20 protein-coding genes are annotated in these 25,424 nt (G+C 72.9%); 10 read left to right on the forward strand and 10 right to left on the reverse strand.

Going from position 1 to position 25,424, the window contains the following annotated elements; genetic code table 11:
• Nucleotides 1-2 precede the first annotated feature (2 nt).
• Genes TNCT1_RS05285 through TNCT1_RS05295 form a run of 3 tightly spaced genes read left to right on the forward strand, consistent with a single transcriptional unit; the run spans nucleotide 3 to nucleotide 2,660 of the window.
• A complete protein-coding gene (locus TNCT1_RS05285) occupies nucleotides 3-1,112 on the forward strand; it encodes a hypothetical protein (protein ID WP_235902352.1) in 1,110 nt (369 codons plus the stop codon).
• A gap of 28 nt (nucleotides 1,113-1,140) precedes the next feature.
• Nucleotides 1,141-1,929, forward strand: coding sequence for a glycosyltransferase family A protein (locus TNCT1_RS05290; RefSeq protein WP_143628781.1), 789 nt, complete (start codon nucleotides 1,141-1,143; stop codon nucleotides 1,927-1,929).
• Between the two features lie 53 nt (nucleotides 1,930-1,982).
• The gene (locus TNCT1_RS05295) at nucleotides 1,983-2,660 is read left to right on the forward strand and encodes a class I SAM-dependent methyltransferase (RefSeq protein WP_143628783.1); all 678 of its coding nucleotides are present in this window, start codon (nucleotides 1,983-1,985) and stop codon (nucleotides 2,658-2,660) included.
• Nucleotides 2,661-2,690: 30 nt separating this feature from the next.
• Here the strand turns inward: TNCT1_RS05295 and TNCT1_RS05300 are convergent, their stop codons facing one another.
• Together TNCT1_RS05300 and TNCT1_RS05305 are read right to left on the reverse strand one after the other, a co-directional pair.
• Nucleotides 2,691-3,590 carry a glycosyltransferase family 2 protein gene (locus tag TNCT1_RS05300; RefSeq protein ID WP_143628786.1) on the reverse strand — a complete coding sequence of 300 codons (900 nt, stop codon included), beginning with the start codon at nucleotides 3,588-3,590 and terminating at the stop codon, nucleotides 2,691-2,693.
• Entirely contained in the window at nucleotides 3,587-5,626 is a 2,040-nt protein-coding gene (locus TNCT1_RS05305; protein WP_143628789.1) for an O-antigen ligase family protein, read from the reverse strand. Before TNCT1_RS05305 ends, TNCT1_RS05300 begins: the two co-directional genes overlap by 4 nt.
• Nucleotides 5,627-5,694: 68 nt before the next feature.
• Here TNCT1_RS05305 and TNCT1_RS05310 point away from each other — a divergent pair, with 68 nt between their 5' ends.
• The gene (locus TNCT1_RS05310) at nucleotides 5,695-6,366 is read left to right on the forward strand and encodes a hypothetical protein (RefSeq protein WP_143628792.1); all 672 of its coding nucleotides are present in this window, start codon (nucleotides 5,695-5,697) and stop codon (nucleotides 6,364-6,366) included.
• An 11-nt stretch (nucleotides 6,367-6,377) separates the two neighbouring features.
• Here TNCT1_RS05310 and TNCT1_RS05315 read toward each other — a convergent pair whose 3' ends face one another.
• From TNCT1_RS05315 to TNCT1_RS05350, 8 genes are all read right to left on the reverse strand, one after another.
• Nucleotides 6,378-7,424: a glycosyltransferase gene (locus TNCT1_RS05315; protein ID WP_143628795.1), complete on the reverse strand. Its 1,047-nt coding sequence runs from the start codon at nucleotides 7,422-7,424 to the stop codon at nucleotides 6,378-6,380.
• Nucleotides 7,425-7,563: 139 nt separating this feature from the next.
• Nucleotides 7,564-11,121 (reverse strand): DUF4082 domain-containing protein, encoded by a 3,558-nt coding sequence (locus TNCT1_RS05320; RefSeq protein ID WP_235902354.1) that lies wholly within the window; start codon nucleotides 11,119-11,121, stop codon nucleotides 7,564-7,566.
• Between the two features lie 114 nt (nucleotides 11,122-11,235).
• The gene (locus tag TNCT1_RS05325) at nucleotides 11,236-12,354 is read right to left on the reverse strand and encodes a DegT/DnrJ/EryC1/StrS aminotransferase family protein (protein WP_143628802.1); all 1,119 of its coding nucleotides are present in this window, start codon (nucleotides 12,352-12,354) and stop codon (nucleotides 11,236-11,238) included.
• Complete coding sequence (locus TNCT1_RS05330) at nucleotides 12,351-13,061, reverse strand: acetyltransferase (RefSeq protein ID WP_143628805.1); 711 nt, start codon at nucleotides 13,059-13,061, stop codon at nucleotides 12,351-12,353. The genes TNCT1_RS05325 and TNCT1_RS05330 overlap by 4 nt, the downstream gene beginning before the upstream one ends.
• Complete coding sequence (locus tag TNCT1_RS05335) at nucleotides 13,058-14,194, reverse strand: DegT/DnrJ/EryC1/StrS aminotransferase family protein (protein WP_235902355.1); 1,137 nt, start codon at nucleotides 14,192-14,194, stop codon at nucleotides 13,058-13,060. Before TNCT1_RS05335 ends, TNCT1_RS05330 begins: the two co-directional genes overlap by 4 nt.
• Nucleotides 14,191-15,174, reverse strand: a complete 984-nt coding sequence (locus TNCT1_RS05340) for an NAD-dependent epimerase/dehydratase family protein (RefSeq protein WP_143628808.1) — start codon at nucleotides 15,172-15,174, stop codon at nucleotides 14,191-14,193. The genes TNCT1_RS05335 and TNCT1_RS05340 overlap by 4 nt, the downstream gene beginning before the upstream one ends.
• A 28-nt stretch (nucleotides 15,175-15,202) precedes the next feature.
• Nucleotides 15,203-16,258 carry a Gfo/Idh/MocA family protein gene (locus TNCT1_RS05345; protein ID WP_216856585.1) on the reverse strand — a complete coding sequence of 352 codons (1,056 nt, stop codon included), beginning with the start codon at nucleotides 16,256-16,258 and terminating at the stop codon, nucleotides 15,203-15,205.
• A 23-nt stretch (nucleotides 16,259-16,281) separates the two neighbouring features.
• Nucleotides 16,282-17,628, reverse strand: coding sequence for a sugar transferase (locus TNCT1_RS05350; protein WP_235902357.1), 1,347 nt, complete (start codon nucleotides 17,626-17,628; stop codon nucleotides 16,282-16,284).
• A gap of 437 nt (nucleotides 17,629-18,065) precedes the next feature.
• Between TNCT1_RS05350 and TNCT1_RS05355 the strand changes: the two genes are divergently transcribed.
• The 6 genes from TNCT1_RS05355 (at nucleotide 18,066) to TNCT1_RS05380 (ending at nucleotide 25,367) form a co-directional block, all read left to right on the forward strand.
• Nucleotides 18,066-18,914: a glycosyltransferase family 2 protein gene (locus tag TNCT1_RS05355; RefSeq protein WP_143628815.1), complete on the forward strand. Its 849-nt coding sequence runs from the start codon at nucleotides 18,066-18,068 to the stop codon at nucleotides 18,912-18,914.
• 26 nt (nucleotides 18,915-18,940) lie between these two features.
• The gene (locus TNCT1_RS05360) at nucleotides 18,941-20,410 is read left to right on the forward strand and encodes an MFS transporter (protein ID WP_143628817.1); all 1,470 of its coding nucleotides are present in this window, start codon (nucleotides 18,941-18,943) and stop codon (nucleotides 20,408-20,410) included.
• A gap of 23 nt (nucleotides 20,411-20,433) precedes the next feature.
• The gene (locus TNCT1_RS05365; RefSeq protein ID WP_143628819.1) at nucleotides 20,434-21,456 is read left to right on the forward strand and encodes a TolB-like translocation protein; all 1,023 of its coding nucleotides are present in this window, start codon (nucleotides 20,434-20,436) and stop codon (nucleotides 21,454-21,456) included.
• A gap of 134 nt (nucleotides 21,457-21,590) precedes the next feature.
• On the forward strand, nucleotides 21,591-22,100 hold the full coding sequence (locus TNCT1_RS05370) for a hypothetical protein (RefSeq protein ID WP_143628821.1): 510 nt from the start codon (nucleotides 21,591-21,593) through the stop codon (nucleotides 22,098-22,100).
• 106 nt (nucleotides 22,101-22,206) lie between these two features.
• Nucleotides 22,207-23,742, forward strand: a complete 1,536-nt coding sequence (locus TNCT1_RS05375; RefSeq protein WP_143628823.1) for a flotillin family protein — start codon at nucleotides 22,207-22,209, stop codon at nucleotides 23,740-23,742.
• Between the two features lie 248 nt (nucleotides 23,743-23,990).
• Nucleotides 23,991-25,367, forward strand: a complete 1,377-nt coding sequence (locus tag TNCT1_RS05380; RefSeq protein ID WP_174266155.1) for an MFS transporter — start codon at nucleotides 23,991-23,993, stop codon at nucleotides 25,365-25,367.
• Nucleotides 25,368-25,424: the final 57 nt, after the last annotated feature.

Consider the following 25,424-nt stretch of genomic DNA (forward strand, 5'->3'; position numbering starts at 1 on the left):
CGATGTCACGGCGTATCAGCCAAGGCCTGCTCACCGGACCGCTGCTGGCGGCGTTACTCGCGGTCATGGCCGTGGCCTGTTCGGGATCGGACCGGGCCGCCTCGCCCCCGTGCCCGGACGACGCGCTGACCTGCCCCACGGGCGCGTCCCCGGCGTCACCGGGCGCGGGACGGTCGACCACGGCCGGCGACGACTCCAGGACGGGCGCCTCCGCCCCGCCGTCCCCGGCCGGGAAACCCGCCGCGACGGCCGGTGCGCGGGGTACGACCAAGAAGCCCTCGGCCAGGGCCGCCTGCGCCTCGCCCGGAGCCTGCGGCTTCCCCGACACCCGTACCACCGGCCCGCGCATCCCCCTCACACCGCACAGCACGGGGGCGCTGACCGTCCGCACCGACGGGCTCGTCATCCGGGGCTGGGACATCACCGGCTCGCTCGACATCTACGCGAACGACGTCACCGTCATCGACACCAAGGTCACCTCGGACAACTGGTGGGGCATCAACCTGCGTCCGGGCTACCGCGGCCTGCGGGTGCTGCACTCCACGATCACCGCCGTGCCGGGCAAGGGGCCCGACAACGGCGGTGTGGACTACGCCGTGTCGAACATGGGCGGCAGCTCCATCGAGGTCGGATGGTGCGACGTCTCGGTGTTCGGCGACGCCCTGGCCATGGGGCAGGGCAACCTGCACGACAACTACGTGCACGACATCGCCCCGTTCATCAACCGGGACGGCGAGTGGCAGCACACCAACGCGGTGATCAGCGGGGGCGGCAACACCGGGCAGCTGATCATCCGGCACAACACCCTGCTGAACCCGACGGGCCTCAAGCAGGGGGCCTCCGGGAGCATCGGCCTGTTCGCGGACACCGGGGTGGTCCGCAACGTCGTCGTCGACCACAACTGGCTGGCCGGCGGCGCCTACGCCCTCTACGGGGGCGACAAGGGCGCCACCGGCATCAAGGTCACCGGCAACATCTTCTCCACGCAGTACCACCCCGCCTCCGGCGGCTACGGCGCGGTCGCCCACTGGAACGCGGGCGGCGCCGGGAACGTGTGGCGCGACAACCGGATGTCCGACGGCCGCCCGGTCCGACCCGAGCCGTCGCCGTGAGCGGGGCGCCCTGCCGGGAGGCGATCACATGAGGCATCGTGTCGCACGGGCGCCCTGGGAGGTGCTCAAGGCGGCGTTCGGCTGGCTGGTGCTCTTCGAGGCCAGGAACAAGGTCGTGCTGGCCCCCTCCGCGGTGCGGCTGCGCCGGTTCGAGGACGCCGAGACCCGGCGGCTGGCCGCGGCCCTGCCGTCGCCGCCGACGGCGCTGGTCGCCACCGTGATCGCCACCCACCGGCGGCCCGAGGCGCTGCGCGCCGCGGTGCGCTCGGCCCTTGGGCAGACGGTGCGCGACCAGGTCGTCGTCGTGGTCGACGACGGCGCCGGACTGCCCGAACTCCCCGACGACGAGCGGCTGTCGGCCGTGTCGCTGGCGCGCAACACCGGCGTGGCGGGTGTCGTGCGCAACGTCGGCATCCGCCTCACCCGCTCGCGGTACGTGGCGTTCCTGGACGACGACAACCTCTGGGAACCCGACCATCTCGAAAGGGCGTTGGCGGTCCTGGAGTCGCCCGGCGGACCCGACGGCGTCTACACGGCGCTGCGCCGGGTGCTGCCCGACGGCACCGAGAAGGACATCCTGTCGGTGCCCTGGGACCGCCGCCGCGCGGCTCGCGAGTCCTTCCTGGACACCAACGCCTTCGTCGCCCGCCGCACTCGCCGGCTGCTCTTCAGCCGCCTGCACCGGAGCCCGGAGGTGATGCCCCGCGAGGACTGGGAGCTGATCCACCGGTACGGCCGCAGGCACCGGGTGCGCCACGTGCCACACCCCACCGTCCGGTACCTGATGAACCCGGCCAGCTTCTACACCCAGTGGTGACGGCCGGGCCGACGCCCGCTCCCCTTCCGATCCGATCACAGGTGGTTGATCCCATGCCCCACTCCCGCGCCCTGAGGAACAGATTCGTCGACGCGCCCGGCTCGCTGGGCGAGAAGCTCCGCATCGCCCGCTGGGAGCGGCTGCGGCGCTGCTTCCCCGGCATCGAGGGCATGCGCGTCGTGGACCTGGGCGGTACGGCCGAGATGTGGCTGCGCGCGCCGGTGCGCGCCAAGCACGTCCACCTGATCAACCTGGAGGAGCATCCCGCCGAACTGCCCGACTGGATCACCGCGGAGGTCGCCGACGTCACCGATCCGGCGGTCGCCGCGGAACTCGCCGGAGCCGGCGGCTACGACCTGGTGTTCTCCAACTCGACCATCGAGCACGTGGGCGGCCACAGCCAGCGCCGGAAGTTCGTCGCGGCCGTCGAGCGGCTGGCGCCGCTGCACTGGATCCAGACGCCGTACCGCTACTTCCCCGTGGAGCCGCACTTCGTCGCGCCCGGCTTCCAGTTCCTGCCCCTGGGCGCCCGGGCGCGTCTGGTGCGGCACTGGCCGCTCGTCCACAGCCGCCCGGACAGCCCGGAGTCGGCGATGGACGCCGTGATCAACATCGAGCTGCTGACCCGGACCGAGATGCGCTACCTGTTCCCGGGGTCCGTGCTCCTGAGCGAACGCATGCTCGGCGCGACGAAGTCGCTCATCGCCGTGCGGGCCGGGAACCCGCGCTGAACCGGCGTGAGCCGGATCCCGGCGTCCGGCTCACGGCCCCGGCGTGGCGCGCAGGGCGCCCGGCCGGGCCAGGGCCGCGGCGGCCGCCCGGCTCGCCGGGCGGCCCAGCGCGGCACGCGACGCCTCCCGGAGCAGGACCGCGGCGCGGAAGGCGGCCGTGGCGAGCGGGCCGTGCCGGCGCCGGTACAGCCGGACGCGGTTGAGGGTGAGCAGGGTCCAGAGGCGGGGCGAGACCTGGGAGTCGCCCCCCAGGTGAACGGCCTCGGCCGTCGGCTCCAGCCGGGTGGCGTAGCCCAGGTCCCGTGCGCGCAGGCAGTACTCGGTCTCCTCCGAGTAGAGGAAGAAGGACTCGTCCCACGGCCCGCACACCGCCAGGCAGTCCCCCGAGACGGCCATGAGCGCGCCGGTGGCCCAGTCCGCACGGGTGGGCCGCCGGTAGGCGGCGGGGTCGGTGACGAGCTCGCTCAGGGCCGGGAAGCGCCCGGCCCGGGTGTTGCCGATCAGCGCCTCGCCGAGCGCCCGGAGCACGGTGGACTCGCGGCGCAGCGAGCGGTGGGGCGTTTCCCGGCCCTCCTCGTACAGCAGGGGCACGGCGATCCCCACTCCGGCCCGGAGGCTGTCGACGAGGCGTTTGGCGCAGCCCTGCCGCATGCGGATGTCGGGGTTGCAGATGAGCACGGTGCCGTACTCGCCGGCCGCGTTCAGCGCCGCGTTGATCCCCGCCGCGTACCCGGCGTTGCGGCCGGTCTGGACGAGGGTGGCGCCGGGGGCCAGGGTCCGCAGCACCTCGACGGTGTCGTCGGCCGAGTCGTTGTCGGCGACGACGAGGTGCCAGTCCAGCCCGGCCATGCCGTCGGGCAGTGCGGTGAGGAACCCGGGGAGCACCGGGGCGCTGTTCCAGGTGACGACGATGACGGCGACGGCGCTCATCGGGACTCCACGAGTCGGGGGAGCTGGGCTCCGGGCGTCGGGGTTGCTTCGGGTGTCTTGCCGGGGCCGGGGCGGGCGGCCGCCTCGCGGCGCACGAAGCCGAGGTAGCTGCCGCCGGCGCCCAGGGTCAGGAAGAACATCCCCGCGTACATGGGGAAGCTGAGCGCGTCGAAGGTGGCGCTGATGACCAGGGCGACCAGGGCCGAGGCGAGGAAGGCCTGCCCGAGCTCCCGGTCCGACTCGGTGCGGGCGAGCCGGCGGACGGCGCCCCCGGTGTGGATCCCGGTGACGAACAGGGCCAGCAGCGCGATCAGCCCCACCACGCCCGTCTCGGCCAGGGTCAGCATGTACTGGTTGTCGGTGAAGAAGTACAGGTCGGGGGTGAAGGTGCCGAACCCGCGGCCGAACCAGGGGCGTTCGCTGAGGTAGGGCACGATCGCGCTGTACTTCACGGTGCGTGCCTGGGTGCTGCTGTCGGAGTTGGACAGGAAGCTGGCGAACAGGCCCGTGATGGTGCCGATCAGGCCCGGGATGATCACCTTGAAGCCGGCCACCGAGCCGAGGATCAGGCCGATCGCGGCCCAGCGCCGCTGCGGCTTCCAGCGCGGCACCATCACCAGGATGACGATGAACGCGCCGATGATCGACGTCCGGGACACGGTCAGCGGCAGAGCGCCCGCCATGACCGCCACCGGACCCCAGCGTCGCAGCGCGCCGGCGTGCCGGCGCACCGGGTCGAAGGCCTGGTGGACGGCGAAGGGCACCAGGATGGCCAGCATTCCCCCGAACTCCAGCGGGTGGGCCGTGGTGGACCGCGGCCGGGTGAACGAGCCGCGGTCCATGGTGCTGATCCCGGCGCTGCTCGACTGCAGGCCGGGGATGTGGATCGAGTCGGCGATGTTGGTCGCGGCGAAGAAGTCGTAGTAGCCGATCAGGGCGACCACCGTGCCCAGGACGACGAGCCGGCGCATCAGGGTCTCCAGCCGGCTGCGTTCCTGGATGCCGGCGGATGCCAGCACCACCAGCGCCACCCACACCCCGAGCCCGATGAGGCCGCGGTCGGCCCCGAGGACCTCCTTGTGCGAGCTGCCGCGGGTCGCGTCGGCGACGTAGGACAGCAGCACCGCCGCGGCGAGCAGGCACATCGTCAGGCGCGGCAGCCTGGTGCCCTCGGCCGGGCGGATCCGGCCGCCCAGCCAGGTCGCGAGGTACCACAGGAGCCCCAGCAGGGCGAAGACGTTGGCCGGGGTGCCGACGCCGCCGAGCGCGGGCAGGGTGAGGTTCGACGGGACGAAGAAGGCCAGAACCAGGTACCCGGTGAGGATCGTCACGGCGTCCAGCCTGCGCACCAGCAGGCCCCTGGGCGCCCGCTCGGGGGGCCGCAGGCGGTGGCGCCGGGGGACGTACCCGGCGCGGGCGCGTCCCCGCCGGCGGACCACCGCGACGCCCTCGGCGAGGATGGACAGCAGGAACGCGCCGACCATTCCCACGATGACGACCGCCGCGATGTCCTGGTACCTGGCCTTGGACTCCGGGACCGGTTTCTGCGGCAGGACCACCGGAGCGGCCTGCACGGCGTACACCGTCGGCACCTTGGAGCCGGCCTGCAGGGCTTTGAGCTGTTCCCCGGTGAAGTTGGTGAGGGTGGTGGTCTCCCTGAGCACCTTGGCCCGGTCGGTCCCGGTGACGCTCAGGGTGAGCAGCGGGCTGTCGGCGTCCGACGCGAAGCCGGCGGTGTACGGGTCCGTGACGCCGCGCGATCGCAACTCCTTGGCGGAGTCGCCCGACTGGAGCGTCCTGATCAGCACGTCGGCCGTGACGACCAGTGAACCGCCCGCGTTCGAGATCGGGTTGCCGAAGGTCGGCGCCAGGTTGGCGACCGCCCTGGAGTCCAGGAGCGTGACGGAGCTCTGCGACTCGTAGGACACCGGGATGGTCCGGTGCAGGTATCCGCCGGCCAGGAGACTGAGCAGGGTGAGGGGCACCATGAAGTACCAGCGCCGGCACATGATGGCCCAGAGGTCGGCGAGGCTCATGAGAACTCCCTTTCGGTGGCGGGCCGCCCTGGCGCCTGCGAGGATCGGTGCCGACGGAAGGAATCCCTGTGTCGCCTCGTGACGTCACCGAAGCGCTTCTCCGCCGCTGGTACGTGCTGCTGATCGTGTTCCTGCTGACGGCCGCCGGAGCCTACCGCGTGGTGAATCCCACGCCGGAGTACGTGAGTTCGGCGGTGGTCGTCCTCAAGCCGCCCGCGACCGGAAGCCAGCCGAACCAGCTGACGAACCTTCAGCCGCCCCTCGCCGCCCTCTCGTACGGGGTCATCCAGCAGCTCGAGTCGCCGGACGGGCACAGGGAGCTGGCCGCCGCCGGGGTGCACGGGGCGTACCAACTCATCCCGCGCAACAGCGGCACCAGCGCGACACCGCAGTACCTGATCCCCTCGCTGCAGGTGCAGGCGCGGCGCAGCGACCCCGCGGCGGCGGACACGGCCGTCCGCCGGATCATCGACGTCTACTCCAGGCACGTGGCGGCCACGCAGTCGGCGGAGGGCGTCGCGGACAGGGCGCTGATCACGGCCTCCGTCCTGGTCGCCCCCGGCGCCACGCCGGTGCGGGGCGACAAGGCCCGCGCACTGGCGGGCACGGCGCTGCTGGGTGCGCTCGCCGGCGTCCTGGGCGCGCTGTGGTGCGACCGGTACGCGCTGCGGCGCGGGAAGAGGAGGGCGGCCTCCCCGGACCCGCTCCGCCGCACCGACGGTGTTCCCGCGGCGGGCTGAGCTCCTGGGCATCAGATACCGCGGCGCTTCCAGGACTCCCACCACAGCCGTTCCCGGCCGCGCTCGGCCACGGCCGACCACACCAGGGGCTGGAGGTACGGCATCGCCTTCGGGCCGATGCGCCGTCTGAGCCGCAGCGCCCGGTACTCCGGGAGCTCGGTGTACTCCGGCAGGCACTGTGCGGCGAAGGCGACGCACTCGTCGACCGGGACGGTGTCCGTGCGCCCCCGGTCGTAGGCGCGGTAGGCCCGGCGCAGCGCGAAGCGGGCGAGGCGGGTGTGGACCTGGTCGGCGAGGCGGTCGGCGTGCGGCAGCCGGTCGGCGCACTTGGCGAGCACCGAGTCGAAGGCCACGAGGCGCTGGCGCAGGTCGTCGAGCTGACCGCCGAAGTCGGTGGTGGACATGTTGTTGCCGTGCACCCGGTAGAAGGCCTGGTCGGCCCCGCGTACGTAGCCGACGTCGGCGTGCGCGGCGAGCCGCATCCACATCTCGATGTCGCCGGCGTGCGGCAGGGCCGGGTCGTAGCCGCCGACCTCGCGCTGCAGGCCGGTGCGGACGACGACCTCCGGCGAGGTGATGCAGCCGGTGCCCTCGCGGAAGCGCCGCTCCAGCCACCACTGCCCGGGGTAGACGACCGAGCCGGTGCCGCGGGTACGGGCCGGCGGCAGCGGTCCGCCGTGCCGGAAGCGCAGCGGGCGTCCGTAGGCGAACCCCGCCTCGGGGTGGGCGTCCAGCAGGGCGGCGGCCCGGACCAGGGCGCCCGGGACCAGCCGGTCGTCGGCGGAGAGCAGGGCGCAGTAGTCGCCGTCGGCCCATTCCAGCAGGCCCTCGTTGTAGGTGGCGATGTGGCCCTTGTTGGTCTCGTGGACGCGGACCTCGATCCGCGGGTCGGAGGCGGCCAGCTTGTGCGCGATCTCCGCCGAGTCGTCGGGCGAGGCGTCGTCGATGATCAGGACCCGGACGTCGACTCCGTCCTGCTCGTCCAGGACGCTGCTGACGCAGTCGGCGAGGAAGTGGCCGTACTTGTAGCAGGGGATCACAACACTGACGCTGCTCATGGGTGGGTAATGCCAATCCCCGGCGGCGGCCCACGGGTTCGCCGTGGGCCGGGTGAAGGGCGCGGCGGAGCGCGGGACGCCCCCCGCCCCCGCGGCCGCCGGGGTTCGCCGTGGGCCGCCGCCGGTGCGCTGTGTCGGGTCAGTTCTTCTTCTTGTGCGCGGTCCTGGCGGTCAGGGTCCAGCTGTGGGACTTCAGCACGTGGCGGTGCCTGTCCCGGGCCGTGACCGTGACCTTGAACCGGGTGCCGTCCGGCAGCGGTGCCGACAGGTGGACGGACGCCTTGTGGCCGGCCCGGTCGTAGGAGGTGACGGCCGTGACGTGGAGCTTCCTGGCGGCTGCCGCCCGGGGGCCGGACAGCACGGTCACGGTCGCCCGGACGGACGACACCGCGGCCCCGGCGGGCAGGGCGGTCACCAGCGGGTCGCCCGCGTCGGCGGTGTGGGTCAGGGCGGAGGCGTTGTCCTCGGAGGCGCCGGGCGCCGCCAGGGAGGCGCCCGGGTTGTCGGCGGTGAAGACCGGGCCGACCCAGTAGTTCGCGGATCCGTAGGAGCTGTTGGGGAAGGCCGGGTCGGCGCCGTACCGGTAGAGCCCGTTGTGCTGGGCGGTGGTGTCGGCGGTGCCGGTCAGCGGGTAGGACTGGTGGGCCGCGGCGAAGTAGCCGCCGTCGACCGCGTAGTGGCCGTTCGGCGCGTGGTAGGAGACGACGTACGGGGTGTCGGCGCTGACGGCGACCGGGTTGGTGAAGGTCATCCGCTGCCAGCCCGAGGCCGTCTCGCCGGTGAAGGTGCCGGTGGCGAGCAGCGTGCCGTCGCCGGACCACAGACTGCCGGTATGGGTGCCGGTGTTGCCGGCGCCCTTGTAGAAGGTGACGCCGGTGACCCAGCCGCTCGCCGAGGACGTGAACCGGGAGCCCAGCTCGACCGAGTTGGTGTCGCTGGTCATGTCGGTGGTGGCGGGCACGGCGGAGGAGTTCCACAGCGTGCAGGGGCAGGTGACCGCCGGCGGGGTGGTGCTCGTGGTGAACGACCAGGTCACCGGGTCCGCCATGGTGTTGCCCCACAGGTCACTGGCCTTGACGGAGGCGGTGTACGTGGTGTGCAGCGCCAGTTCCGTGGACGGGGTGAAGGTGGCCTTGTTGGACGAGGGGAGCGTCCAGGTCCCGGGCACGGCCTCGCCGTTGGGGTCCTTCACGGTGAAGGTCAGGCTGTCGGAGTCGACGGCCGAGCTGAAGACGGCCGACACCGGCGCCGTGATCGACACGCCGGTCGCCCCGGACGTCGGGGAGGTCGAGGTGACGGTGGGCGGGGTGGTGCTGGCCGCCGAGGTGTCCAGGACCACGTCGACCCAGTAGTTGCTGCCCGAGGACTGCGAGGACGGGAAGGCGCTGGACGAGCCGTAGTGGTAGACGCCGTTGCCGCCGTCGGTGCCCGACTTCAGGGCGGTGAGCGGGGCCAGGCCCGCGTCGCCGCCGGAGAAGTACCCGCCGTCGTAGGAGTATCCGCCGTTGGGGGCGAAGTACGAGGCGACGTACGTGGTGTTGGCCTTGACGCTCACCGGGGTGGAGAAGTTGAGCTGCTGCCAGCCGGAGGCCGACTCGCCGGTGAAGGTGCCGGTGGCCAGGCGGGTGCCGGAGGCGGTCCACAGGCTGCCGGTGTGGGTGCCGGTGTTGGCCGGCGACTTGTAGAAGCGGATGCCGGTGATCGAACCGGCCACGGTGGTACGGAACTTGGTGCCGAGTTCGACCGCGCTGCCGTCGCCTCCGTTGACGGTGCCGGGCACCGCCGAGGCCGGCCAGACGGTGCAGGGGCAGGCCTGCGGTCCGACGGTGAGCGGGACGGTGCTGACGGCGCCGATGTTGACGCTGTCGTCCACCGCGCGGACCTTGACGGACGCGGCGCCGGGGGTGGCCGGGGTCCAGGTGTACTTCCAGGAGGTCAGGCCGCTCGCGGCGTTCCAGGTCTTGCCGCCGTCCGTGGACACCTCGACCCGGGCGACCACGCCGCCGGAGTCGGTGGCGGTGCCCGTGACGGTGACCGGCTTCAGCGCCGGGACGGTGACCCCGGAGGCCGGCGCCGTCACGGTGACGGACGGGCCGGTGGTGTCGGTGGTGGCCGTCGCGGCGGCGAGGTTGCTCTGCCGGGTCAGCGGCTGGACGCCCATGTCGGCCAGGATGTTCACGGTCGCCTGCTGCATGCGGGCGTCCTCGGTGACCACGGTGTCGGCGGGGTCGTAGGTCGGGATGTCGGTCAGCCCCCACGACCACTGCACGGTCCCCGAGCCGAAGACCAGGGCGCCGGAGTCCTGGTCGCGGAACTCGACGAGGTTGTGCGTCGCCGTGCCGTTGCCGTAGACGTTGCCCCAGTCCGTGCGGAGCTTGCCGTCGTCGATGTCGACCGTCGTGGAGGACACGTCGATCGCCCCGGCGGGCCGGGTGCTGTTGTCGATGTCGCTGTCCCACTCGTAGCCGAGGGTCCCCTCGGGGAAGGTGGCGGTCTGGCTCGACGTCAGGCCGGCGATGGAGGTGTTGCGCCAGATCCGGTTCTTCCCGTACGAGCCGGGGACAGTGATGGCGTCGCTGCGGTAGCCGTTCACCGTGAACATGGAGCCGGTGAGGATGTTCGGCGGCTGGTAGTCCTGCCCGTACTGGGTGCTGGCGGGATCCATCCAGGTGCCGGTCCAGGTCCCGCTGGGGTCGGCGATGCCGTTGTTCTGCGCCATCTTGGTCATCTTGTAGCAGACCAGGGTGCGGTTGGCCGTGTTCGCGCCGTCGATGCTCGGGGTGAGCCGGGTCTTCCAGAAGACCTCGTTGCCGCTGAAGAAGGCCTGCCGGACACCGGCCTTGCGGGCCGCGAGGACGTTGGAGTACTGGCTCTGCGTCCAGTACTCGTCGTGGCCGGAGGACATGTACACCTTGTGCTTCTTCAGCAGGGTGGCGCCGTTGGCCGACACGTCCACGCCGGACAGGTAGCTGACGTCGTAGCCGTTGCGCTCCAGCCAGGACAGCATCATGTACTCGGAGCCGTAGATGCCGTTGTCGCCGCCGATGTCCAGCGGCCGGTTGTAGCTGACCTCGTAGGCACGGCCGTCCGGCGCGGGTCCGGCGCCGCCGTAGAGGTCCTGGCCGCCGTAGTCGTTGTACGCCTGCCAGGTCTGGTCGCTGGTCTGCACGACGATGTCGGAGGTGCTGGAGTCGTTGCGGACCACGAACGGGTACGGCATCAGGCCGTCGCCGTCCGTCTGGGTCAGGTTGGCGATGTACAGGCCGGAGACCGCGTTGCCGGGCACCGTCCAGGTGGCGGTGACCGGCCAGTTGCCGCAGTCGACCAGGCCGGTGCTGCTCTTGGTGGCGCAGTTGGCCGGCTTGGTGAGGTAGTTGGCCGGGTAGGTGACGGCGGCCTGGGCCGCGGTGGACATCTCGCGCGCGCCGTCGCCGCCGTACCAGCCGAGGCGGTATATCTCCACGTGGTAGGAGACCTTCGACTGCACCTTGAACTGCACGGTGTCACCGGCCTGGACGCTCTCCTTGGTGGAGAAGCCCTTGATGTCACCGTAGGCGTTGGGCGAGAACCAGTCGGACTTCGGGCTGCCCGGTTTGGAGTTCTCGCAGACGACGGGGTTCGAACCCGTTCCGCACGGATCGGAGGCGGCCAGGGCGGACCCCGCCTGCGGGAGCACCGCCCAGATCAACGCTGCCACGACGGCGAGGCGGCTGCCTCTGATCCGTCTGCTCCATTTCTTCATGTGTACCTCTCGCGGTGCTGTGCAGGACCGACCCGTGCGGTCGGGGTGGCGCTGTGAAGCGGTGACCGGTCAGCCGCGCAGGGCGTGGGCGAGTGCGTCCACCACGCGCTGCTGCTGGTCCTGGGTGATGTGCGGGTGGAGCGGGAGCGACAGGATGCGCTCCGCCGCCTTCTCGGCGTTCGGGAAGTCGCCCCGGCCGTGGCCGAGCCGGCGGTAGGCCGGGGTCAGGTGGACCGGCGCCGGGTAGTGCACCCCGGCGCCGATGCCCTCGGCGTTGAGCTTGCCGACGATGTCGTCGCGGTCGGCCCCGTCGACCTGGACGACGTAGAGGTGCCACACGTGGACGTTGCCGGGCGCCGTCACCGGGAGCACGACCCGTCCGGCCGCGGCGAGGCCGGCGAGCAGTTCGTCGTAGCGGGCCGCGGCCGCCCGGCGGGCCGCGTTGCCGGCCGCGAGGCGCTTCAGCTTCGCCCGCAGGACGACGGCCTGCAGCCCGTCCAGCCGGCTGTTGAAGCCCGGCACGTCGTGGCGGTACTTGGCGACGCCGCCGTGGTTGGCGATGGCGCGCACCAGGCCGGCCCGCTCCTCGTCGTCGGTGAGCACCGCGCCCGCGTCGCCGTAGGCGCCCAGGTTCTTGCCCGGGTAGAAGCTGGTCGCCGCGATGCCGCCGCTGCCCGGGGACCGGCCGTCGCGGGTGGCGCCCTGGCACTGTGCGGCGTCCTCGACCAGTGCCACCCCTTCGGGCAGGCGGCCGGCCAGCGCGGTCACGTCGGCCATCTGCCCGTACAGGTGCACCGGCACCACCGCGCGGGTGGCCGGGCCGACCGCGTCCAGCGCGGCCTGCGGGTCGAGCAGGCCGGTGCCGGGCTCGCAGTCCGCGAGGACCGGCCGCGCGCCGGTCCTGGCCACCGCGCCCGCGGTGGCGATGAAGGTGTTGGCGGGCACCACGACCTCGTCGCCGGGCCCCACCCCGTTCGCCCGCAGGGCGAGTTCGACGGCGTCGGTGCCGTTGGCGACGCCCACGCAGTGCGCGACGCCGCCGAAGCCGGCGTACTCGCGCTCGAACAGGCGGACCTCCTCGCCGCCGATGAACGCGGTGTTCGCCAGGACGCGTTCGAAGCCGGCCCGTACCTCGTCGGCGACCTCCTCGTGGGCCGCCTTGAGGTCCACGAGCGGTATCTGGTTCATGTGACCGGTCCCCCCAGTGCATGCGTCGCGAAGTCGCTCTCGCCCCGCGCCAGTTGATCGAGCGCGGGCGGGTCCGCCGCGCGCAGCCGCCGGGCCGGGCTTCCCGCCCAGACCTCGCCCGGCGGCACATCGCCGAGCACGGCGCTCCCCATCCCGATCAGCGACCAGGCGCCGACCGTCGTGCCTTCCCTGATCAGGGAGCCGGAGCCCAGATAGGCGCCCCGCTCCACCCGTACGCCCCCGCCCAGGCGGACGCCGGAGGCGATGGTGGCGCAGTCCCCGACCACGTCGTCATGGGTCAGGACGGCCTGCGGCATGACCGCGACGTGCGCGCCCACCCGCACGGCGGCGGTCAGCGCGCAGTGCGCGAGCAGCACCGAGCCGGGGCCGATCTCGGAGGTCCGCGACACCGAGGCGGTCGGGTGGACCACGGTGGCGTAGCGGTCGGCGGGCAGTCCGAGTCTGGCGACCAGCCGGGCGCGGGACGCGTAGTCCCCCGGGTTGCCCACGCAGACGACGACCCGGGCCCGGGACAGGTCGTGGACCAGGTCGCAGCCGCCGAGGACGGGCACGCCGTCCACCTCGGTGCCGTGCAGGGCGGCGTTGTCGTCGAGGTGCCCGAGCAGCTCGGTGCCGCCCGCGTCCCGCACGGCCTGTGCGGTCTCCCGGGCGAAGCCGCCGGCGCCGACGATCAGCAGCCCGTTCATCCGCCGGCCTGTTCGCGCAGGGCCGTCACGACGCGGTCCTGCTGGGCCTCGGTCATCGTGTGGAACAGCGGCAGGATCAGCGAGTCACGGCTGATCCGCTCGGTGACCGGGAGCGGGGCGTGGGGGTGGCCGGCGTAGGCGGGTTCGAGGTGCGCCGCCATGATCCCGCGCCGGGCGGAGACCCCGGTTCCGGCGAGTGCCGCCAGCAGGCCGTCCCGGCCGACGGGGAAGTCCTCGTCCAGGAGCACCCAGTAGGACTGGAAGTTGCTCTGCCCGTGCGCGGGGTCGCGCACCGGGGTGAGGCCGGGGACGTCGCGCAGCGCCGCGTCGTAGCGGGCCGCCAGTTCGCGCCGGCGGGCGATCATCGCGTCGAGCCTGCCGAGCTGGACCAGGCCGATCGCGGCCTGGACGTCCGTCATCCGGTAGTTGAAGCCGACCTCCAGGTAGCTCTCCAGGACCGGCTTGCTGCTCGCGTGGCGTTCGGCCGCCGAGGCGTTCATGCCGTGCTCGCGCAGCCGCCGCAGGCGGGCCGCCCATGCGGCGTCGTCGGTGGTGACCATGCCGCCCTCGCCGGTGGTGACGAGCTTGCGCGGATGGAAGGACCAGGCGGCGAGCAGCGCGCCGTGGCCGACCGGCTTGCCGCCGACGGTGGAGCCGATGGCACAGGCCGCGTCCTCCACCAGCGGCAGGTCCCAGTCGGCGCAGGCGGCGCGCAGGGCGTGCACGTCGGCCGGCACGCCGCCCTGGTGGACGGCGAGGACGGCCCGGGTGCGGGGGGTGCGGACGGCGTCGACGGTGGCCGGGGTGAGGTTGCCGGTCGCGGGGTCGACGTCGGCGAAGACGGGTTCGGCCCCGACGTAGCGCACGGCGTTGGCGGTGGCGATGAACGACAGCGAGGGCACCACGACCTCGTCGCCGGGGCCGAGGCCGAGCACGACGAGGGACAGGTGCAGGGCGGTGGTGCAGGAGCTGACCGCGACGGCGTGCTCGGCGCCCACCCGCTCCGCGAAGGCCCGCTCGAACGCGGCGACCCGGGGGCCCTGGGCGACCCAGCCGGACAGCACCGCCTCGGAGGCGGCCCGGGCCTCCTCCTCGCCGAGCCAGGGGATCATCACGGGGATGCGGTCGCTCACCGGGCCGCCTCCCCCGCGGCGCGCTCCGCACGCCACCAGTCCACCAGGTCCCTGAGTCCGGTGCGCAGGTCGATCCGCGCGGTGAAGCCGAGCCGTTCGGCGGCGCGCGAGGTGTCCGCGAGCCGCCGGACCACGCCGTTCACCGCGCGGGCCGGCCCGTGCTCCGGCTCCAGGCCCTCGGCGCCCATCGCCTCCAGCAGGCACTGGGCGAGCTCCTTCAGCGAGGTCTCGGTGCCGCTGGCGACGTTGAAGACCTCGTCGGTCAGGTCGGACTCGGCGGCCAGCACATTGGCCCTGGCGATGTCCCGGACGTCGACGAAGTCCATGGTCTGGCTGCCGTCGCCGAGGATCAGCGGCGGCTCGCCCGACTCGATGCGCTCCATCCAGCGGATGAGCACCTCGGTGTAGAGGCCGTGGATGTCCATCCGGGGGCCGTAGACGTTGAAGTACCGCAGGGCCACGTAGTCCAGGCCGTACATGGCGTGGAAGCTGCGCAGCATGCCCTCGTTGAAGGCCTTGGCCGCGCCGTAGAAGGTGTCGTTGTTGTACGGGTGGTGGCGTTCGGTGGTCGGGAAGTCCTCGGCCATGCCGTAGACGGAGGCCGAGGACGAGGCGATCACCTTGCCGACCCCGGCCTGGACCGCCGCCTCCAGGACGTTGAAGGTGCCGTCGACCATGACCTCGTTGGCGAGCCGGGGCTCCTCCGCGCACTGCGTGATGCGGATCGCGGCGAGGTGGAACACCAGATCGGCGCCGTCGGTGGCCTTCCGCACCGCGGCGGCGTCGCGGATGTCGCCCTCGACGACCTCGACGACGCCGCTGTCCAGGGCGCGGGCCAGGTTGCCCATCCGCCCTCGGACGAAGTTGTCCAGCACGACGATCTCGCGGGCACCGCCCTCGGCCAGGAGGTCGACGAGATTGGACCCGATGGTCCCCGCCCCTCCGGTGACCAGGATCTTCTTGCCCCGTACGCTGCTCAACTGAAGTGCCCTCTCCCTAGTGGAACTGTCAATGCCCGGCGCGCAGGCCGACGACCGCGCCGCGGAACTCCAGGCTCCGGGAGGCCGCTTCGAGGATGTCCAGCACGCGCAGTCCGGCCCGGCCGTCGGTCAGCGGGGCCCGCCCGCCCCTGATCGCGTCGGCGAACTCGTCGACCATGCTGCGCAGCGCTTCCTTCTCGCCGATCGCGGGGGCGACCATGTCACCGGAGCGGTAGGAGACGAGCATCTCCCGGCGCTCGTCCGCGCCGATCTCCTGCGGCGCGGCCAGGTCCACCCCGCGGTCGTAGACCGCGACGCGCTGCACCGGGTTGAGGTCGTCCCAGATCAGGGTGCGCTTGGAGCCGCCGACCATGGTGGTGCGCACCTTGGTCGGGGAGAGCCAGTTGACGTGCACGTGGGCGATGGCGCCGGTGTTGAGCTGCAGCGTCAGGTAGGCCACGCAGGCCTGTCCCGCGCCGATCGGGTCGGCCCCGTGGGCGGCGACGGCGACCGGTTCGACGTTGTCGGGGAGGATGAAGTCCAGGATGGACAGGTCGTGCGGGGCGAGGTCCCACAGGACGTCGATGTCCTTCTGGACGAGTCCGAGGTTGATCCGCACCGAGTCGACGAAGTGGATCTCGCCGAGTTCCCCGGAGCGGACCATGTCGCGGATGCGGCCCACGGCGGGCGTGTAGCAGTAGGTGTGGTCGCACATCAGGGTGAGCCCGCGCTCCTCCGCCTCGGCGACCAGGCGCATCCCGTCGGCGTAGGTGGCCGCGAGCGGCTTCTCCACCAGGACGTGCTTGCCGGCTCGCAGGGCGGCCAGGGCGATGTCGAGGTGGGTCCCGGCGGGTGTGGCCACGGCGACGGCGGCCACGTCGGGGTCGGCCAGGACGGCCGCGTAGTCCGAGGTGGCCTGGACCGTCGAGTAGCCGCCGAGGACCCGCTGGGCCCGGTCCACGTCGAGGTCGCACAGCCAGCGCAGCCGGAACCGGTCGCTGGCCTGGAAGTTGCGTACGAGGTTGGGGCCCCAGTAGCCGGCCCCGACGACCGCGACCCCCAGCGGATCCGTGGTCTGCGTCACTGCGTCCCTCTTCCTTCGGTCCATCAGTAGGCCCCCGCTCCGCGCACCACGGCCGACCCGGTGCGCAGCAGGATGGTCAGGTCGAGGCCGATCGACCAGTTGTCCACGTATCCGAGGTCGAGCCGGACGGCCTCGTCCCAGGGCAGGTCGGAGCGGCCGCTGACCTGCCACAGTCCGGTGAGACCGGGCTTCACCAGCAGCCGGCGTTTGATGTCCGGCGTGTACTCCTCGACCTCCTCGGGCAGCGAAGGGCGGGGGCCGACGAGCGACATGTGCCCTCTCACCACGTTGATGAGCTGCGGGAGTTCGTCGAGCGAGCTGCGGCGCAGCACCGAGCCGACCCGGGTGATCCGGGGGTCCTCCTTCACCTTGAACAGCAGCCCGTCGCTGTTCTGGTTGAGGTGCTCCAGTTCCGCGCGGAGGGCCTCGGAGTCCTCCCGCATGGTGCGGAACTTCAGCATGGTGAACTGGTTCCCGTAGCGGCCCACCCGGCGCTGCCGGAAGAGGGCGGGGCCGGTGCTGTCCAGCCGGACGACCAGGGCGATCACCAGCATGGGCGGCAGCAGCACCAGCAGCAGGGCCGCGGCGAGCGCCCGGTCCAGCACCTCCTTGGGCAGCCGGGAAAACCGGGAGAGGTTGGGCGCCTGTATCCGCATCAGCGGGACCCCGTTGGTGGGCCGTACCACCAGCCGGGAGGCGGAGACGTCGGTCAGTACGGGCGCCACCAGGAAGTCGATGTCCTGGACGGCGGCCGTCCAGGACATCCGGCGCAGGACGGAGGCGTCGAACTCGGGGGCCGGGAGCGCCACGACGGTGCCGATGCCCATGGCCCGCGCGACGTCGTTCATGTCGGCGATCCCGCCGAGGACGGGGATCCCCAGCCCGCGGATCGCGACCGCGTTCTCCGGGTCGCTCAGGCACACCCCGGCGACCTGCAGCTCCTGTGCGCCGCCCGCCCGGCGCAGCACGCCGACCAGTTCGACTATCGCGTGCGACGGACCGACCAGCAGCGTCGCGCTGCGGTCCCGGCCCCGCGCCCAGCGCCGGTGCAGTCGGCGGCGCAGCACGTACCGGACCGACAGCGCGATCAGGGCGGTGGGCGCCGCGGCCGCGATCATGTCGTGCAGCAGCCCCAGGTCGCGTGCGAACAGCCAGTAGGCGCACGCCGCCAGGGCCGGCAGGGCGACGGCCCCGCGCAGTACCCGCAGGTACTCCTCGGCGCCCAGGCCCAGCGCCCGGCGGTCGTACGAGCGATGGACGAGCATCGCCACGATCCACAGCGGCGGCAGCACCAGCGCCACCGTCCAGCGGCCCCAGGCCCCGTGGACCACCAGGGCCGCGGCTACGGCCGCCAGGCCGTCCGCGACCAACAGGGCCGTACGGTAGTTCCGTTCCCAGCGTCTTCGGCGCGCTTCTGGACTCCTGTGATCCAGAAGCACCTGCTCATGCGTGACCTCAATGGTCATGCCCCCCCCACCACATGCGCGGCTACCCCTGACCGAGCGGTGCGGACATACGGTCGAAGTCCGCGGCCAGGGCCGGAACGACGCCGATGCGTCTCCTCAACACAACGGCGCCGGAAAACCAGGGAGCGCCCAGCGGTTCCCCAACCGCTCTGCGTACCCTGCATGTTGGTTGTTGCCTGTGCCGTATCCGGTTCATGATTCCGCGAGTTGACGGAGCGTCAGGTGCGGAAGTCCCTCCCAAACCGGTGCGGCGGACCTCAATCTAGACCACTGAACGCAGTCGCGGGAACAGTTGGACGAAACACACACCGCGATGCCGGCACCGGCGGCATACTGCCCGGGTGACGAGCATCGTGATCCCGGCTCACAACGAGGCGCGCGTCCTCGGCCGGCTCCTCGATTCGCTGCTGGCGGACCCCGCCGAGGACGAGACCGACATCGTGGTCGTGTGCAACGGCTGCACGGACGACACCGCCCGGATCGCGGCGGCGCGCGGCGCGCGCGTCCGGGTGGTCGAGATCCCGGTGCCCTCCAAGCACGCGGCCCTGCGGGCCGGCGACGAGCACGCACGGGGCTTCCCGCGCGTCTACGTGGACGCCGACGTCGTGATCACGGGCGCCGACGTGCGGGCGCTGACCGGGCCGCTGGACGACGACGCCTCCGGCGTCCTCGCCACCGCCCCCGAACGGCAGCTCCCGCTGGCCGCCTGCGCCTGGCCGGTGCGGGCCTACTACGGCGTGTGGCAGCGGCTCCCGGCGGTGCGCGAGGGGCTGTTCGGCCGGGGCGTCATCGCGGTCTCCAAGGCCGGGCACGCCCGGATCGCCGCCCTGCCGCCGCTGATGGCGGACGACCTGGCCGCGTCGTTGGCGTTCGCCCCCGGTGAGCGGCTCGTGGTCGGTGCGGCCCGGGTCGTGGTCCATCCGCCGCGCACCTGGTCGGACCTGCTCAGGCGACGGATCCGGGCCGCGGTGTCCACCGCCCAGGTCGAGCGGCACCAGGACCCGGCGCAGGCGTCGGCGCGCACCGGCAAGGCGGATCTGCTGGCCGTGGTCCGTGCGGAGCCGAGGCTCCTCGCGGGTGCCGTGGTCTTCGTCGCCGCGGCGGTCGTCGCCCGGTGGCGGGCCCGAAAGGCCATCAGGGAACGGGACTTCGGCACCTGGCTGCGGGACGAGAGCAGCCGGCAGAACTGACCGCACCGCACCTGGAGTCCCCGACCATGTACCTCACCGACCGTTCCGCACCCGCCAGGGCGGACACCGTCCGGGACCGGAGAAGCGGTCCCGGACGCCGGGTCGCCCCGGTCGTGCTCGTGCTCGGCACGGTCAGCCTGATCACCGACGTCTCCTCGGAGATGGTCACCGCCGTCCTGCCGCTCTACCTGGTCAGCCGGCTCGGTTTCAGCCCTCTGGGCTTCGGCACCCTCGACGGCGTCTACAACGGGGTCAGCGCCCTGGTCCAGCTCACCGGGGGCCACCTCGCCGACCGGGTGCGCAACCACAAGCTGATGGCCGGGCTCGGCTACGGCCTGTCCGCGCTGTGCAAGCCGCTGCTGCTGCTCGCCGGCAGCATCGGCACGCTCGGCACGGTCCTCGCCCTGGAACGCACCGGCAAGGGCCTGCGCACCGCCCCGCGCGACGCGATGATCTCCCTGTCCACGCCGGCCCGGGACCAGGGCCGCGCCTTCGGTGTGCACCGGGCGATGGACACCACCGGCGCGATGCTCGGCCCGCTCGCGGCCTTCCTCATCCTGCGCGCGGCGGCCGACGGCTACGACGCCGTGTTCGGGGTGAGCGCCTGCGTCGCCGTGCTCGGCGTGCTCGTGCTGGTGCTGTTCGTACCCGGCAGGCGGCAGGCGGCACGGACGGACGGAACGGACGGCCTTGGCGGAACGGGTGAGCCCGGCGGGCCGGAGGGGGCAGGTGAGCCTGCGGGAATCGGCGGACTCGGCTGGCCTGGCGGAACGGGCAGGCCTGGCGGGCCGGACGGAACTGGCGGGCCCGGCGGGCAGGACGGAACCGGTGAGCCTGGCAGAACGGGCGGGCCCGGCGGAACCGGCGGGCCGGACGGGCCTGATGCGTCGGACGGCAGGCCGCCGGTGCGGGTGCGCGAGGCGCTGGCGCTGCTGCGCGTGCCGCGCCTGCGGGCGCTCGCCGGCTGCGCCGCGCTGCTCGGCCTCACCACCGTCAGCGACGCCTTCGTCTATCTGCTCCTGCAACGCCGCGCGGGCATCGGCGAGCAGTGGTTCACGCTGCTGCCGCTGGGCACCGCCGTGGTGTTCCTGTCGCTCGCCGTGCCCGTCGGCGCGCTCGCGGACCGGATCGGGCGGCGCACCGTGTTCCTCGCCGGGCACGTGGGCCTGCTCACCGCCTACGCCCTGCTGCTGTGGGCGCCGGCCACGCCGGTCCTGGCCCCGGCCGTGCTCGCCCTGCACGGCGCGTTCTACGCGGCCACCGACGGCGTGCTCCCGGCCGCCCTCGCCGGCCTCGTGCCCGAGGAACTGCGCGCCAGCGGCCTCGCCATCGTCGGCACCAGCCAGGCGCTGGCCCGTTTCTGCTGCTCGCTCGCCTTCGGTGCCGCCTGGACGGTGTGGGGCGACGGCCCTGCGCTGGCCGGGTCGGCGGTCGGCCTGCTGTGCTGCGCGGCCGTCGCGGGCCTGGTCCTGCGGCCGGCCGGCGGGACCCGATGACCACCTCAGCCCCAAGGACCCGCATGACAACGCTCCACCGCCGCCTGCTCATACTCGTCGCGGCGATCCTGCTGCTCGCGGGCGTGGGCGCCGGCGTCGTCCTGCACGCCGCCGACCGCGCCGACCGCGCCGACCGGCCGCGGGCGGGCGGCCCCGCCGTCGGCGAGGGCAGGCTGACGCTCGCCCAGAAGCACCGACTGGCGTTCGTCAACGCGGCCGCCGGCCCCCACCGCGCCTCGGTCGCCTCGGTGCCGTCGGCCGACCCCGGCGGCCGGCGGGTCGCCTCGGACCTGAAGTGCGCGCGCTTCTACGCGGCGGCAGGCACCGGCGTCTGCCTCCGGTCCGAGCCGGGCGTGCTGAAGCAGAGCAACCGCGCCCTGCTCCTGGACGCGAACCTGCGCACCCGGCGCGGTTTCCCGCTCGCCGGCACCCCCAGCCGGGCCCGGGTCTCGCCCAGCGGCCGCTTCGCCGCCTGGACCGTCTTCGTCTCCGGCGAGTCCTACTCCTCGGCCTTCTTCTCCACCCGGACCTCGATCCTGGACACCCGCACCATGCGTCTGATCCCCAGCCTGGAGAAGTTCTCCGTCGTCAAGGACGGCAAGCCGTACCACGCCTCGGACGTCAACTTCTGGGGCGTCACCTTCGCCGCCGACGACGACACCTTCTACGCCACCCTCAACACGGCCGACAAGACGTACCTGGTCCGGGGGTCGGTCTCCCGGCGTACGGTCACCACCCTGGTCGAGAACGTGGAGTGCCCCTCGCTCTCCCCCGACGGCACCCGGGTCGCGTTCAAGAAGCGGGTCCTGTCCGGCGCCACGCTCTGGCACGAGTACGTCCTCGACCTGCGCACCCTGCGCCAGACGCCGCTGGCCGAACGCCACAGCGTCGACGACCAGGCCACCTGGCTGGACGACCGCACCCTCGCCTACGCCCTGCCCGCCGACGGCGAGGTGGGCGGCACCGACCTGTGGACGGTGCCCGCCGACGGCACGGGCGCCCCCCGTCTGCTGATCCCGGGCGCTTCGTCGCCGGCGCCGCTGTAGCCGGACGCGTGCGCCGCACCACGGCATAAAAGACAGGTAAAGACTGCCGGAAGCAGGCAATGAAACCACGCGCTCCCGAGTGTCAGGATGCCGACGAGCCGGAGGTCGGCGGCGGGTGAGAGGGGGCGGCGCGCATGGCCTGGTTTCTCGGACTCGGCATCACGGGGGTCGTGCTGCTCGCCTTGTCGCTGATCTTCGACGGGCTGCTGGACGGCGCGCTCGACGGCGCGCTGGGCGGCGGCCTCGACGGGTGGCTGTCGCTGCCGGTCCTCGCCGGCTTCGTGTCGATGACCGGCTTCGGCGCCGTCATCGCCCAGGCGGCCACCGGGGTCGGCCCGGCGGGCGCCACCGCCGCCGGCGCGCTGGCGGGGGCGGCCACGGCCTGGCTGATCTGCCGCCTGAGCCGCGCGCTGATGCGTGACCGCACGGCCGTGGCACCCACCGGTGCCGACCTGATCGGCACCTCGGGCAACGTGGTGACGGCCATCCCGGCCGGCGGTTTCGGCGAGGTGCTGCTGCGACTGGGCGGCCAGCCGGTGAAGCTCGCCGCACGGAGCAGCGCGCCGGTGCCGCGGGGCGCCGAGGTCTGGGTCGAGGCGGCGCCGTCGGCGACCTCCGTCCTGGTGCGTGCGGTGGACCGCTGACCCGGCGTCACCCCGGCTCCGCCACTCGCCCGTCTTCGTCCACTCACCGCCCGCGCGGGCGGTGCCGCTCATCCCTCCGGGATGCCACGTGTCTGGGGGCACTGTCATGAGTCCTGTCGTCGTCGCCGTGATCGGGGTCGTCGCACTCCTCGTCCTGTCCGGCCTCGTCGTGATCAGCCGCTACAAGGTGGCGGGTCCGAGCGAGGCGTTCATCGTCACCGGCCGCAGAGGAAAGAAGTCCACCGATCCCGAGACCGGGAGGGTGTTCACCGACAACAGCGGCCAGAAGGTCGTCGTCGGTGGCGGCGTGTTCGTCGTGCCGTTCGTGCAGCAGAGGTTCACGCTCGACCTGTCCTCGCGGCACATCCCGGTCGCGGTGCGCGGCGCGGTGACCCTGCGGGGGGTGAAGGCCAACCTCGACGGCGTGGCGATCGTCAAGGTCGGCGGCACCGAGGACTCCATCCGCGCCGCGGCCCAGCGGTTCCTGATGCAGCAGGACGGCATCGTCGGCTTCACCCAGGAGGTGCTCTCGGGCGCGCTGCGGGCGATCGTCGGCAGGATGTCGGTGGAGGACGTCATCCGCGACCGCGCCGCCTTCGCCGGGCAGGTCGCGGAGGAGGCCGAGGCCAGTCTGTCCGGGCAGGGCCTGGTGCTGGACGCCTTCCAGATCCAGGACATCACCACCGAGGGCTCCTACCTGGAGGACCTCGGCCGTCCGGAGGCCGCTCGCGCCAGGCAGGAGGCCGACATCGCCGAGGCCGTCGCCCGGCGGGCGGCCGAGCAGGCCCGGCTGAAGGCCGAGGAGGAGATCGCCGTCGCCCAGCGGACCTTCGCGCTGAAGCAGGCGGAGATCAAGGCGGAGACCGACGAGGCCGCCGCTCGCGCGGCCGCCGCCGGTCCGCTCGCCGAGGCGGCCCGGCAGCAGGAGATCCTCACCCAGCAGGAGAAGGTCGCCGAGCGGCAGGCCGCGCTGACGGACCGGCAGCTCGACACCCAGGTGCGCAAGCCGGCCGACGCCCAGCGGTACGCCGCCGAGCAGGAGGCGGAGGCGCGGCGGGTGGCCCGGATCAAGCAGGCCGAGGCGGAGAAGGCGGCGGGCATCGCGGCGGCGCAGGCGGAGGCCGAGCGGGCGCGGCTGACCGGTGAGGGCGAGAAGCAGCGGCGCGGCGCGCTGGCCGAGGCGGGCGCCATCGAGGGCCTGAAGCAGGGTGAGGCCGAGCGGGCCAGGCGCGCGGCGGTCGCGGAGGCCGTCCGGCTGGAGGGCGAGGCCGAGGCTGCGGCCATCGCGGCCAGGGGCGGCGCGGAGGCCGAGGCGATGCGCAAGCGGGCGGAGGCGTACGGGCAGTACGGCGACGCCGCGATCCTGCAGATGGTGGTCGAGGTGCTGCCGCAGATCGTCGCCAAGGCGTCGGAGCCGCTGAGCGCGGTCGACAAGATGACGGTGATCTCCACCGACGGGGCCGGCCGGATCCCGCGCGCGGTGGCCGACAACGTGGCCCAGGGCATCGAACTGCTCGGCTCGACCACCGGCGTCGATCTGACCCGGTTGCTGAAGGGGGTCGCCGAGCGCACCACCACGGCGGCGGCCGGCCAGTCGCCGCACTCCGGCCGGCTCAACGGGAAGGTCGAGATCGCGGACTGAGCGGTGCACGAGTCACACGGACCCGCCGACCGGAGCGCCGGGAGGCGGGTCCCGCTGTGTGACCGGCCGTAAGGCGGGCTGCGTCCTGCCGGAGTAGCGGGGTGGCCGAGAGGCGCCGTCCTTCATGGTCGACGCACGCACTCCCACGCACAAAACTATGGTGCCCCGCCACATACGCCTACGACCGCTGCCTTCCTACGGTGTGGCGACACGCAAACGTCCCCCGTCACACGCAGGAAGTGGTGCCGATGTCGTCGCCAGCAAGCGCCCCACCCGCTCCTTCGAACCTCCCGCGCATCGTCGCCGCCAGCCTCATCGGCACCACCATCGAGTGGTACGACTTCTTCCTGTACGGTTCCGCCGCCGCACTGGTGTTCAACAAGCTGTTCTTCCCGGACTCCGACCCGCTCGTCGGAACGCTGCTGTCCTTCCTGACGTATGCCGTCGGCTTCGCGGCCCGCCCGCTGGGCGCCCTGGTGTTCGGGCACTACGGTGACCGGCTGGGGCGCAAGAAGCTGCTGGTGCTGAGTCTGCTGTTGATGGGCGGGGCGACCTTCGCCATCGGGCTGCTGCCCACGCACGCCACCGTCGGCTCCGCCGCGCCGGTGTTGCTGACCACGCTGCGCCTGGTGCAGGGATTCGCGCTGGGCGGTGAGTGGGGCGGCGCCGTGCTGCTGGTCTCCGAGCACGGCGACGCGCGGCGGCGCGGGTTCTGGGCGGCCTGGCCGCAGACCGGGGCGCCGGCCGGGCAGTTGCTGGCGACCGGTGTGCTGTCGCTGCTCACCGCCGTGCTCTCGGACGACGCCTTCGGCACCTGGGGATGGCGGATACCGTTCCTGCTCTCCGGTGTGCTGGTGATCGTCGGCCTGTGGATCCGTCTCTCCGTGGACGAGTCGCCCGTCTTCAAGGAGGCGCTGCAGCGGGCCGAGAGCCGGCGCGCGGAGAAGCCGGAGAAGCTGCCCCTCGTCTCCGTGCTGCGCCACCACTGGAAGGACGTGCTCGTCGCCATGGGCGCCCGTATGGCGGAGAACATCAGCTACTACGTCATCACCGCGTTCATCCTCGTCTACGCCACGACCTCGGCCGGCGTCTCGAAGCAGACGGCGCTGAACGCCGTGCTCGTCGCCTCCGCCGTGCACTTCGCGGTGATCCCGGCCTGGGGCGCGCTCTCCGACCGGGTCGGGCGGCGGCCCGTCTACCTGCTGGGCGCGGCCGGTGTCGGACTGTGGATGTTCCCGTTCTTCCGGCTCATCGACACCGGTTCCTTCGGGTACCTGCTGCTGGCCGTGACCGTCGGGCTGGTGCTGCACGGGGCCATGTACGCGCCCCAGGCGGCCTTCTTCGCCGAGATGTTCGCGACTCGGATGCGCTACTCCGGGGCCTCGATCGGCGCCCAGTTCGCCTCGGTGGCCGCCGGCGCGCCCGCGCCGCTGATCGCCACCGCGCTGCTGTCCGACTACGGCAGCTCCACCCCGATCGCCCTCTACGTGATCGCGGCCGCGGTGCTCACGCTGATCGCCGTGGGCGTGGCCAAGGAGACCCGGCACCGGGACCTCGCCGAGGTCGAGGCCGGGGACGACGACCACGCCGAGGCCAGCCCGGCGGCCAGGGCGGGCACCGTCTGACCGCCCCGCACGGCTCACCGCGCCGACCGGCTCCCTTCGCGGGGGGCCGGTCGGCGC

The organism is Streptomyces sp. 1-11 (assembly GCF_007176755.1).
GTDB lineage: Bacteria > Actinomycetota > Actinomycetes > Streptomycetales > Streptomycetaceae > Streptomyces.